The sequence below is a fragment of the Marivita sp. genome, from assembly GCF_020055675.1.
Lineage (GTDB): Bacteria > Pseudomonadota > Alphaproteobacteria > Rhodobacterales > Rhodobacteraceae > Marivita.
The window spans coordinates 57,124-68,904 of sequence record NZ_JAIPUS010000011.1; the positions used below are offsets into that span (position 1 = coordinate 57,124).

Sequence of the window (11,781 nt, forward strand, 5' to 3'; positions counted from 1 at the left end):
TGGGTCTCTCCTGTTGCGCGGGCGGTGCGTGCAAGCACACACCCTAAGATGTCTGCGGTAGGCCGGGTGATCTCAGGCACCTGTCATCCACGGCAATTTGTCCAGATCCACGTTGCCCCCAGTCACGATGACGCCCACGCGCTTGCCCGCGAACGCGTCCTTGTTCTTGAGCATCACCGCCAGCGGCACGGCGCAGGACGGCTCCATCACGATGCGCAGGTATTTCCAGGTCATCTTCATAGCGTCGATGATCTCTTGCTCCGACGCGGTGTAGATCTCGGATACGTGGTTCGACACGAAATGCCAGGTCAGGTCCTTGAGAGGCACCTTGAGCCCGTCTGCAATGGTCTCCGGCGCGTCATCAGCGATGATGTGCCCCGCCTTGAAGCTGCGATAGGCGTCATCCGCCTGTTCGGGTTCCGCCGCGATGATCTTCACCTCGGGGGCCAATGTCGACAACGTCAGGCAAGTGCCCGAGATCATGCCGCCGCCGCCGATCGGTGCCAGCATCATGTCCAGACCGTCGGTCTGTTCCATGAATTCCTTGGAACAGGTGCCCTGACCGGCAATCACGCGCGGATCGTTGTAGGGGTGGACGAACTCTCCCCCGGTCTCGGCCTGCACTTTCGCGAACACCTCTTCGCGCGACGTGGTCGACGGCTCGGATTCGGTGATCGTCCCGCCATAGCGGCGCACCGCGTCCTTCTTGGCCTGGGGGGCCGTGCGCGGCATGACGACGTTGCACGGGATGCCCCGGCGACCGGCGGCATAGGACAGGCACAAGGCGTGGTTGCCGGACGAATGGGTGCAGACACCCTTGCCCGCCAACTCCTCGCTCAGCCCGAACACGGCGTTCGAGCCGCCACGTACCTTGAAGGCCCCCGGCTCTTGGAAGTTCTCGCATTTGAAGAAGATCTGCGCACCGGTGAGGTCGTTGAGATAGGCCGACTGCATCACGGGCGTGCGGTTGATATGCGGCTTGATCCGCTCATGCGCAACCAGCATGTCCTCGTAGGTGGGGATAATCATGCCCAAGTCCTTCATTGTGCCGCCACCTTCTGTTCGATCGTCGACCCGTGGCGGTAGAATTCCTGCGCCGCCGCAACGCCTGACCCCAGCTTGATGTCCAGGCCAAGATCGACCATGCACATCTCGGCAGTTGCGATCCCCGACAGCGCCATCACGTCGGTGAGGCTGCCCAGGTGGCCAATCCGGAACACCTTGCCCGCAACCTCGCCCAGACCAACACCAAAGGCCACGCCATAGGTTTCGGCGGCATGGGTGACGATGTCTGTGGCGTTGACGCCTTCGGGTGTGCGGATCGCCGACACCGTGTCGGAATAGAGATCCGGCGTTTCGGCGCACAACGTCAGCCCCCAGGCATCGACAGCCGCACGGACACCCGACGCGATCCGGCTGTGGCGGGCAAACACGTTTTCCAGCCCCTCGGCCTGCAACATCCGGCAGGCTTCGTTCAGGCCATTCATCAGGCCGACTGGCGGCGTGTAGGGATAGGCGTTGTTGGCATAGCCTTTCACCATGTCCTGCACGTCAAAAAAGGTGCGGTGCAGTCCGGCAGTTTGGGTTGCCGCCATTGCCTTGTCGCTGAAGCCGACAATGGCCAGCCCTGAAGGCAGCATGAAGCCTTTCTGCGACCCGGTCACGGCGACATCAACACCCCAGTCATCGAACCGAAAGTCCATGGAGGCAATCGATGACACCCCGTCGACAAAGAGCAGAGCAGGGTGGGTCGCCGCGTCCATGGCACGACGCACGGCCGCGATGTCGGATTTCACGCCCGTGGCCGTTTCGTTATGCGTGGCCAGAACCGCCTTGATCCTGTGTGCCGTGTCGGCAGTCAGGATCTCTTCATAGCGGTCCGCCGGAATGCCCTGCCCCCAGGGCACATCGACAATCTGCACGTCAAGGCCAAAGCGCTGGCACATGTCGATCCAGCGATGCGAGAACATGCCGTTGCGCGCCACCAGCACGCTGTCCCCTGCGCAAAGTGTATTGGTCAGCGCCGTTTCCCAGCCGCCCGTGCCCGAGGCCGGGAAGATGAAGACCTCGGCGCTGGTGCTTTTCAGGATCGTCTGAACCGCCTTGCGGGCGGGGTGCAGGATCTGACCGAACAGCGGCGACCGGTGATCGATGGTCGGCATGTCACATGCCTTACGCAGTGACTCCGGGATGTTGGTCGGGCCGGGTATGAACACGGGGTTCTGGAAACTCATGGCGTTTCTCCTCCAATTATTGGCAGATTACGCGCAGCTTGTTTGCGTTACAATTTTTTCGAAAATATTTTTCACAATCTGGAATTTCAAAAAATTAATATAATTCAATGGTTTGTATTTTTCACATTGCACAAATATATTTCTAAAACTGGCAAGGTGCAAAGGCGTGCCTTCCTCACCGACCCGTGCCGCCTGAAAGAATGCAACCGCGCAGGACGGCCTGCCTGCCTGAAAACCTGGCGCTCCCGCCCGCCCCCTGCGCGGTCAGCCGGGCCGGCCCAGGCCAAGCGGCATGTGCCGGTTCACATCCTTGTAAAGCAGGTAACGGAATGGTCCCGGCCCACCGGCATAGCAGGCTTGCGGGCAAAAGGCGCGCAGCCACATGTAATCACCTGCCTCTACCTCGACCCAATCCTGGTTCAGCCTGTAGACGCCCTTGCCTTCAAGGACGTACAGACCGTGTTCCATCACATGGGTCTCCATGAACGGCAGAACCGCACCGGATTCCAGCGTCACGATGGTCACATGCATGTCGTGGCGCAGGTCCGATGGATCGACAAAGCGCGTGGTCGCCCATTTGCCCTCGGTCTCCGGCATTGGCACCGGCGCGACATCAGCCTCGTTCGCCACGATCACCTCGGGCTGGGACAGCCCCTCGACCGCTTGATAGGCCTTGCGAATCCAGTGAAAGCGCACAGGCTCGGACCCCGTATTGCGCAACGTCCAGCCAGATCGCGGCGGCAGGTAGGCATATCCCCCCGGCCCCATCTCATGTGCCTCGCCATCCACGGTCACGCTCAGGGATCCCTCGACCACGAACAGAACACCCTGCGCGCCGGGGTCGGTCTCGGGCCGCTCCGACCCGCCGCCGGGCATGACCTCCATGATGTAATGCGAAAACGTCTCGGCAAAACCGGAGAGCGGACGCGCGATCACCCACAGACGTGTTCTGTCCCAGAAGGGCAGGAAGCTTGTCGTGATGTCCCGCATCGTTCCCTTGGGGATCACCGCGTAAGCCTCGGTGAACATGGCACGATCCGTCAAAAGCTGGTCTTGCCCCGGAAGCCCGCCCTTGGGCGCGTAATAGGATCTGGTCATCATGCGGTCCTCGACACTGCGTTGCCTGTAGTATCACCCGCAATCACGCATCGCACCACCCGGAAGACCAAGCAGCACCCTTCGGCTTTCTTTGATAATCCGGCCGGGGTCCCGGTTCAGCCCGGATACAGCGTCACACGCCGTAATAATCCCGGTACCACGCCACGAACCGGTTCATCCCGTCGCGCACATCGGTCTGCGGGGCATATCCGGTCAGCCGGTGCAGCAACCCGGCATCGGCCCAGGTAGCGAACACGTCACCTTTTTGCATGTCCATGTAGTTGCGCTTTGCGCTGAGCCCGGTCGCGGCCTCGATCGCCTCGATGAAATCCATCAGGCGCACCTTGTCGGAATTGCCGATATTGACGATCCGATACGGCGCTGCCGCGGTCAGCGTGTCTCCCTCCACCGCTGTCTCCGGCCCCCCCGGCACCGCGTCCATCAACAAGCGGATCGCGCGAACCAGATCCTCCACATATGTGAAATCGCGGTACATGTCGCCGTGATTGTAAATGTCGATGGGCGTGCCGCTCAGAATGCCTTTGGTAAACTTGTAGGGCGCCATATCCGGCCGGCCCCAAGGCCCGTAAACGGTAAAGAAGCGAAACATCGTCGTCGGGATCTGCCACAGATGCGCATAGGAATGGGCCATGCTTTCATTGGCCTTCTTGGTGGCGGCATAAAAGGTAAGCTGGGTGTCGGCCTTGTCGGTTTCCTTGAACGGCATGTCCTCATTCGCGCCGTATACCGACGAGGTCGAGGCCATCAACAGATGCCCGACCTCTATCTGCCGCGCCGCTTCCATCACGTTGAAGGTGCCGACGATGTTGCTTTCAAGATAGGCGCGCGGGTTTTCCAGCGAATACCGCACCCCCGCCTGCCCGGCGAGATGCACAATCACATCCGGCGCAAACTCGGCTGCGACCCGCTCGAACACACCCGGCGTCTCCAGCGCGTCATGGGTAAAGCTATAGCCAGCGGATTGCAGCAGCATCTGGTTGCGCCGCGCCTTGAGCGTGACATCATAGTAATCGGTGATCGCGTCATAGCCATGCACGATGTCGCCATCCTCCAGCAACAACCGCACCAGATGATAGCCGATAAACCCGGCTGTTCCCGTCACAAGAACGCGTGTCATCAGAGTGCCCCGCCTGTGCTGTCCCGTCCAATCGCCAACGCACCTAGCATGAACCGCTGGCAAGCGCCAACGCGCAGGGCCTGCCCATGTTGCCCTGCAAACCGTTGCGGCAATGTATACCACAGTACACTGTTTACGACTCGCTTGGTTTGCCCTAAGGCAGGGGCAAACTTCGAAAGGTGTGACCCATGGCTGACAACACGACTCCCGATATCATCTATACCAAGGTCGACGAAGCGCCGGAACTGGCCTCGGCGTCCTTCCTGCCGATCATCCAGACCTTCGCCAAGGCCGCAGGCGTCAGCGTCGGCAGCAAGGACATCTCTCTTGCCGGGCGCATCCTTGCCACCTTCCCCGAAGTCCTGACCGAGGATCAACGCCAGCCGGACCATCTCGCAGAGCTGGGCAAATTGGTCAAAACGCCCGAAGCGAACGTGATCAAGCTGCCCAATATCTCGGCCTCGGTGCCGCAGCTCGTCGCGGCGATCAAGGAACTTCAAAGCCAAGGCTACGCGCTCCCCGACTATGTGGAGACGCCGCAGACCGACGCCGAAAAAGCGATCCGCGCCAAGTACGACACGATCAAGGGCTCCGCCGTGAACCCGGTCCTGCGCGAAGGCAATTCCGACCGCCGCGCGGCCAAGCCGGTCAAAGCCTATGCCCAGAGCAACCCGCACCGCATGGGCGACTGGAGCAAGGACAGCAAGACCCGCGTCGCGTCCATGTCTGCCGGTGATTTCTACTCGAACGAAACCTCCGCGACCCTCGGTTCGGACAGCGACGCCAGGATCGTCCTCACCGCCAGGGATGGCACGGAAACCGTGCTCAAGGACGGGCTCAGCTACCCGGCCGGCACCGTGGTCGATGCCACCTTCATGTCCGCCAGCGCACTCGATGCGTTCCTCGAAGAGGAAATCGCCAGGACCCACAAAGAGGGCACGCTTTTCTCGTTGCACATGAAAGCCACGATGATGAAGGTCTCCGACCCCATCATCTTCGGCCATGCGGTCAAATGCTATCTCAAGCCGGTTTTCGATCAATACGGCGACGCGCTCGAAAAGGCCGGCGTCACCCCCAATTCCGGGCTGGGCGATCTGCTCGAACGGGTCAAGGACAAGCCCGAGATCACCGCCGCAATCGACCGCGTCATGGCCGATCGTCCGCCGATGTACATGGTCGACAGCGACAAGGGCATCAGCAACCTGCACGTGCCCTCGGACGTGATCATCGACGCTTCCATGCCCGCGCTCATCAAGGCCGGCGGCAAGGGATGGGGCCCCGATAACAAGGAACACGACACCAACTGCGTGATCCCCGACAGCAGCTATGCCCCCGTCTATGACGAAACGATCAACTATTTCAAGGAAACCGGAAAGCTCGATCCGGCCACCGCCGGCACGGTGCAGAATATCGGCCTGATGGCCCAGAAGGCCGAGGAATACGGGTCCCACCCCACCACCTTCGAAATCCCGCATGCGGGCACCGTCAAGATGGTGCTGGCCGATGGCACCGTGTTGCACAGCCACGAGGTCGAGCAGGGCGACATCTGGCGCTCCGCCTCCACCCGCAAGGCCCCGATCAAGGATTGGGTCCAACTCGCCATCGACCGCCAGAAGGCGGAGGGCTGCGAAGCGATCTTCTGGCTCGACGAAACCCGTGCGCATGACGCGGAACTGATCGCCTATGTCAAACCGATCCTCGAAGCCAAGGGCCTGACCGACACCTTCAGGATCATGGCCCCGCGCGAGGCGACCCGCGCCACGCTGGAAACGATCCGCGAGGGCAAAACCTCCATCGCGATCACCGGCAACGTGCTGCGCGACTACCTCACGGACCTGTTCCCGATCCTCGAACTGGCGACCAGCGCCAAGATGCTGTCCATCGTCAAGCTGATGAACGGCGGCGGGTTGTTCGAAACCGGCGCGGGCGGCTCAGCCCCCAAGCACGTGCAACAGCTCATGGAACAGAACCACCTGCGCTGGGACAGCCTGGGCGAATTCTGCGCGCTGGGCGAAAGCCTGCAATTCCTCGCGGATGCGCGGAACAATGAAAAGGCGCGCGTGCTGGGCAAGGCGGTGGATGCCGCAACACAGGGCATCCTTGACAACAGCCGCTCACCGTCGCGCAAGGTCGGAGAACCGGACAACCGCGACAGCCATTACTGGTTCGCCCGCTACTGGGCCGAAGCCTTGGCCGCCCAAACCGAGGACACCGAAATCGCAGCCCATTTCGCCCCCATCGCGAAAGCCCTGACCGACCAGGAAGACGCCATCACCAAAGAGCTTGCCACGGCACAGGGCACGGAGGTGGATCTGGGCGGCTATTACCACACCGATCCGGCCAAAACCGAGTCGGTGATGCGCCCCTCCGCCACGCTCAACGCGATCATCGGCTGACATGAGACAGGGTCGGGCGACCACGCCCGACCCGCACCCCGCAGGTTTGCAATCGCCAAAACCGCGTCGAGTGCCCAACTGCACGCATCGATACGCCAACAGGGTCGCATCATGGCTGTCTTGGCTGCCATCACGTCGCCGGGCGCGTATCATTGGCCGGGTGGCTAGATTGCGCCGGATACGAAATCTGCCGCCCCAAAGTGCTGGGCCGCATGGGTCCAAACCTTAACACGCGGTGAATCCGCCTCCATAACCCCTTGAAATATATACAGGCCAAAGCCGTCCCAGCCATGGGACGCTCTCAATGCGCGGTCTCGTCCACCGCGTCCACGGTAAAGAACCACTCCGCATCGGGGTCCCTCTCGACGACCTCGTCCGGCACCACCCCCGGCCCCGCCAGGAAAACGTTCGCTCCGAAATGGGTGTGCAGCCGGGACAGCTTTTCCAGCCGCGGCCCGGTCAGATCGGCGTAGAACGCGGCATAGTTTTCCGTCGCCCGCAGCGCGTCGATCTTGGCCCGATGCGCCGCCACCGCGGCCTCATGCGCCGCCCTGATTTCCGGATCCGCCATCATCCGCGCCAGCTCGGCCTGCATCATCGGAAGCCGTTTCTGGATCGACAGGTCCTCCTCGAAATTGTTGTTCATCCGGAACCAGTACGCCAGCCCTTGATCCCGATCCACGTGGTTCACCCGCCCCCGGTCGCGCTTGACCAGGAAACTCTCCGCCGACCGGACCGCATAGTGATTGAGCTGGACCAGATCATAACCATAGGTCTCGGCCGTGGACCGCCACCCGTTGCGATACATCTCGCGCGGCAGCGGCTTGCCCGATCCATTGACCCAGTTGATCTCTTCCCAAAGCTGCGGATTCAGCCCCTTGGGCCGGTGCACGCCAAGTTTCTTGAACAGCCCGACATTCTGGAACAGCGTCTTGAATCCCCATGCCTGGTGCGGCTTGCGGGCAAATTCGGGCGCGCAGCGCTGAAACTGTCCGGTGATCGGGCGATCCTCGTAGACCCTCACATCCCCATTCCCGAACAGCCGCCACGTCATCGCGATCATGTTGGCGTCGGGCACCGCCTCGAACAGCGCATCAAGGGTGCCATCCCCCACCTTTATGTTCACGAACTCGTCCACGTCGATACAGGTCACCCACGCGGCATTCTGGATGACGGGTTCGGTCTCGGAGGCCTGCAAGGCGCCATGTTGAGGTTTCAGACCGGTTTCGCGAAACGGGTTCTCCCGATGCTGCACGTAGCCCTTCCGCTCCAGCAGTTGGAGCATCGAGTCAGTCCCGTCGGTGCAATCATTGGTATAGACGAGAATATCGTCGAACCCGATCGCCCGGTGAAAGGCCAGCCATTCGAGGATGAACGGCCCTTCATTCTTCATCGTGGTGACAATCGCCCGGCGCCCCTTTCCCCTTGGCAGGCTGTCGGGCGCAAGCTCGGGCATCCGCACGGGTTTATGGGACCAATACTCTTGTGCCATTTCCAGCAGAGGTGGGTGCTCGATCAGCGACGTTTTCGGCACAATCTTCGAAATCGACTTCGTCGGATGCCGCAGCGCCATGTAGCGATAGAAAACCTGTGTGCGCGTCCGGTCAGGATCTGCGTTGCCAATCCGGACCAAGCGCCAGACCGCTGCGTCGGGTGCCTTGGCAGGTGCGATGCACCATCGCGCGCGACCGCCCTTGGCGTCGAATTGCACGCAGATATGGTCAGCAAAACGCGCCGGCTCGTTTTTGCGCACACGCCACGGGTAGCAGTGCCGCCCAATCAGGGCGATGACGCCGCGCTCTGCTGCGACGGCGCTGTCGAAGATATTGGGCGCGCCGACCGCAAGCAGGTCGTGCACATCAAGGTTCGCGACAGCGCGGGCCTCACGAAGAAACCGCATGCGCAGAACCTCGTAGATGGACATCGCCCCAAGCGGCGCATCCCAAGGCGAGGCTTGCGGAATTTCCATCCGGTCTTTGCCGGGGGCCTCGGGCACCGAAAACGGATGTGCTTCGGCCGGGCTGTCCGCTTTCCCCAGGGGCAAATCACTGGTCAGAACAACGACCGGGATGTCCGGAGCAGCCTCTTCTAGCGCGCTGCGCAGATTGGGCACGAAGTCCACGTCCACACCCGGTTTCGCGCGATCAAGGATGACAGCGCCCTGCACGTCTTGCGTTTCAATGTGATAGCGCAACCACGCGGCAACAGTCTCGGCACTTTCACCATTTCGCACGGATGCAAGCGTGTTTTTCCCCTCGAAGAGATGGGTCTCGGCTTTCGCAGGCTCGAACACGATGGATCGTTCGTTCACGGAAACCGTCAAGGCACCGTCGCTTGCGACCAGAGCGCTCAAACATGACGCGCCACCGACGATCTTGTGTGACACGATTTCGTGGTGGTCGCCAATCTTGACAGTCGTTGGTTCGACCGGCCCTGCGAAGAAAACCGTGACAACTCGCGTCTCACCGTCGTGCGACGCGACGACATCCAACACGTCATTGGCTACGTAACTTCGTCCTGTCAACTTGCGCTCTGTCACGCTTGCCATGTCTCTATCCTGCGTTCACCCTGGAAGATATATGTCGCAAACCCACCGCCCTTTGTTCCAGCCGCCAAGGACACGACCGGTTGCTTCGAACACCTTGAGGATTGGGGTCGGAAATGTCACGCAGCCGGTCATGCCAGCACAGGGCAAGCTGGCAAATGAGTCACAGAAAATCGCATCGCCAAAAGCAAAAATGCCCCCTACCCAGAGCGTCCGCACATAGAGTAGCCTTTCGGCAAATGGCGCCAAAGGTCCGCTACAAAAGGAAAAACAACATATGGCATTGCCTGACACCCTCGCAGCTCGTTTGATCGAGACCGTGAAAGAAAACGAACTTTCCGGCAGGATAGCAATGCTGGGTCGCCAGCGATGGATCGGCAAAAGGCGCAAAAGGTCCGCTGCTCTTCTGGAAAATGTTCTTGAAAAATACCTTCACGGCATATCGGAAAGTGAGCTCGCCAACCCCAGCGACCAATATTCTGAAATATTCTTTGAAAAGATTGGTTTCTCAAAAGTAGATTCAATTGATGCTAGCGAGTTTGAAAACGCTTCAATTGTCCAGGATCTCTCATGCGACATCCCTGAAGAGCTCGAAGAAAAATTCGACGTGATTTATGATGGTGGAACCTGTGAACATATTTTCGACATTTCAACTGCCTATCGCAATATTGACAAGATGCTGAAACCTCATGGCGTTCTTATAGGTCACTCGCCATGTAATAACTGGATTAACCATTCTTTCTATCAAATAAATCCAGAGTTGGTATATGCGTTCTGGGAAAGATCAATGGGCTATGAAGTTTTACGCTGTCAATTGCAGCCAATTCTTCCAATGTATGCAAAACGTGTTGTGAAAATGACCAACCCAAATATCACTGGGAAACGGCCACGATTGTCCGATCGCGTTCCGGACGGTGGTATTATACTGGATTACGCAGTTCGAAAACCAAGAGTTTCAGGCAAAACCCCAAAAGCCGTGTATCAAACCGACTACGAAAACCGGTGGGAATCGATCTCAGATGGAGAAGAATAAGTCTTGGCAGCGCACCGGCTATCTTGAATTGAAATAATTGTCATAAACCTCGTGGAATTCTGGAAATCAGGCAAGCGCCCACGTGCATCATGATGTGTTGTGTCAGCGGACGAAACCTGCCGTTCACCAAACCAGCCGCCTGAATGAGCCGGGCAAACATCTTTCTGGCATACATGAGACAACAGGCTGCTGTGAGCAGCTTGCGTGGCAAAGGTCATTTTTCCCAGTTTTGAGACCGCAGCGCGGTCGGCTTTCAGATTGAAAGTTTCAATCCATCAATCAACGCGTCCATGTCTGGATCCATCTTCAAAGATGCGGCCTTGCGTTTATGCCAATCCACTGCGCGGTCGTGCAGGTCCTTGAGGACCGGATCGGACTTCAACTCCCGCGCCAGTTTGCCCGCCCTGGTTTTATAGCGGTCAATCGACGTATCCTTTTCGTCGTTCAGGTTGAACCGCTCCCAGTATTCCCGGCCAAGCACATGGTGCGAATGGTTCGCCCGGCCGCGTGCGCGTTTGACGAGAAAACTATCCATCGACCGCAAAGCGTAATGGTTTACCTGTGCGTGTGTGAAGAGAGGCGGGTTGTCGGTCCGTTCACCGTTCACAATGTACTCTGCGCCGCCTGGCAGAACGCGCAAAGTGTCGTTCACATGCGCGTCAAGAGACACTGGCGCATGCAGGCCCATCCGCTGAAATTTATGCTGGTTCGTATAGATGGATTTAACGAACTTTCCCGTCTGCGGACGTTCTTTCGCGTCCCACTCGAACTCACCCATCTTGAATTGTTGGCTGACGGGTTTGTCTGCAAATTTTTCAACCCCGTTCGGACCGAAGACGCGCCAAGGGACCGAGACAACGTCGGCCTTGTCACCCGACCCGTCCACCAGGGCCTGAACAGAGCCGTCATCCATGTGGATGTTCAGATACTCATCCACATCACAGACAAACACCCATTTGGCATCCATGACGATGTCGTAGCGACGGCTTGCCTGCCGCAGGGCACTGCGGTGAATGCCCGCCTTGCGCACGATGGTGTTGTGCTGGGTGACCAGTCCCATCTCCTGCAGCCGCAGCAGTATTTCGACTGTCGGATCGGTGCAGTCATTGGTGCAGACAAGAATGTGGTCGAACCCGAGGGTTTTGTAGTGAGCGACCCAATCGATGATGTACGGGCCCTCGTTCTTCATGGTCGAGACTACCGTGTAGGTGTCTTTGCTCATCTTTGCCTCTTGTCGGCGGTTCACTGCTCGACCGCCATTACTTCTGCACCAAAAGAATTACCGCACAGCCGCCACAGCGTGCAAGCGGCATGGCGTCATCGCCACGGATCGCGGA

At 59.4% G+C, this 11,781-nt stretch carries 8 protein-coding genes; 2 read left to right on the forward strand and 6 right to left on the reverse strand.

Annotated elements, in window-relative coordinates; genetic code table 11:
- Window positions 1–72 precede the first annotated feature (72 nt).
- From bhcB to LCF59_RS09470, 4 genes are all read right to left on the reverse strand, one after another.
- Window positions 73–1,044 carry a beta-hydroxyaspartate dehydratase BhcB gene (bhcB, locus tag LCF59_RS09455; RefSeq protein ID WP_292287221.1) on the reverse strand — a complete coding sequence of 324 codons (972 nt, stop codon included), beginning with the start codon at window positions 1,042–1,044 and terminating at the stop codon, window positions 73–75.
- Window positions 1,041–2,234: an L-aspartate--glyoxylate aminotransferase BhcA gene (gene bhcA / locus LCF59_RS09460; protein ID WP_292287222.1), complete on the reverse strand. Its 1,194-nt coding sequence runs from the start codon at window positions 2,232–2,234 to the stop codon at window positions 1,041–1,043. The genes bhcB and bhcA overlap by 4 nt, the downstream gene beginning before the upstream one ends.
- 264 nt (window positions 2,235–2,498) lie before the next feature.
- Entirely contained in the window at window positions 2,499–3,335 is an 837-nt protein-coding gene (locus LCF59_RS09465) for a bifunctional allantoicase/(S)-ureidoglycine aminohydrolase (RefSeq protein ID WP_292287223.1), read from the reverse strand.
- 130 nt (window positions 3,336–3,465) lie between these two features.
- Entirely contained in the window at window positions 3,466–4,470 is a 1,005-nt protein-coding gene (locus tag LCF59_RS09470; RefSeq protein WP_292287224.1) for an NAD-dependent epimerase/dehydratase family protein, read from the reverse strand.
- A 188-nt stretch (window positions 4,471–4,658) separates the two neighbouring features.
- Between LCF59_RS09470 and LCF59_RS09475 the strand changes: the two genes are divergently transcribed.
- Window positions 4,659–6,866, forward strand: coding sequence for an NADP-dependent isocitrate dehydrogenase (locus LCF59_RS09475; protein ID WP_292287225.1), 2,208 nt, complete (start codon window positions 4,659–4,661; stop codon window positions 6,864–6,866).
- 301 nt (window positions 6,867–7,167) lie between these two features.
- Here the strand turns inward: LCF59_RS09475 and LCF59_RS09480 are convergent, their stop codons facing one another.
- The gene (locus tag LCF59_RS09480) at window positions 7,168–9,414 is read right to left on the reverse strand and encodes a glycosyltransferase family 2 protein (RefSeq protein ID WP_292287226.1); all 2,247 of its coding nucleotides are present in this window, start codon (window positions 9,412–9,414) and stop codon (window positions 7,168–7,170) included.
- Window positions 9,415–9,688: 274 nt separating this feature from the next.
- Between LCF59_RS09480 and LCF59_RS09485 the strand changes: the two genes are divergently transcribed.
- Window positions 9,689–10,444, forward strand: a complete 756-nt coding sequence (locus LCF59_RS09485) for a class I SAM-dependent methyltransferase (protein WP_292287227.1) — start codon at window positions 9,689–9,691, stop codon at window positions 10,442–10,444.
- Window positions 10,445–10,697: 253 nt separating this feature from the next.
- Here LCF59_RS09485 and LCF59_RS09490 read toward each other — a convergent pair whose 3' ends face one another.
- Window positions 10,698–11,666 (reverse strand): glycosyltransferase family 2 protein, encoded by a 969-nt coding sequence (locus tag LCF59_RS09490; protein WP_292287228.1) that lies wholly within the window; start codon window positions 11,664–11,666, stop codon window positions 10,698–10,700.
- Window positions 11,667–11,781 lie beyond the last annotated feature (115 nt).

Excerpts from the sequence above, each read along its gene's own strand:
- LCF59_RS09470 (WP_292287224.1), bottom strand. The coding sequence starts at position 4,470 with ATGACACGCGTTCTTGTGACGGGAACAGCCGGGTTTATCGGCTATCAT.
- LCF59_RS09490 (WP_292287228.1), bottom strand. The coding sequence starts at position 11,666 with ATGAGCAAAGACACCTACACGGTAGTCTCGACCATGAAGAACGAGGGC.
- LCF59_RS09485 (WP_292287227.1), top strand. The coding sequence starts at position 9,689 with ATGGCATTGCCTGACACCCTCGCAGCTCGTTTGATCGAGACCGTGAAA.
- LCF59_RS09475 (WP_292287225.1), top strand. The coding sequence starts at position 4,659 with ATGGCTGACAACACGACTCCCGATATCATCTATACCAAGGTCGACGAA.
- LCF59_RS09480 (WP_292287226.1), bottom strand. The coding sequence starts at position 9,414 with ATGGCAAGCGTGACAGAGCGCAAGTTGACAGGACGAAGTTACGTAGCC.
- bhcB (WP_292287221.1), bottom strand. The coding sequence starts at position 1,044 with ATGAAGGACTTGGGCATGATTATCCCCACCTACGAGGACATGCTGGTT.
- bhcA (WP_292287222.1), bottom strand. The coding sequence starts at position 2,234 with ATGAGTTTCCAGAACCCCGTGTTCATACCCGGCCCGACCAACATCCCG.
- LCF59_RS09465 (WP_292287223.1), bottom strand. The coding sequence starts at position 3,335 with ATGATGACCAGATCCTATTACGCGCCCAAGGGCGGGCTTCCGGGGCAA.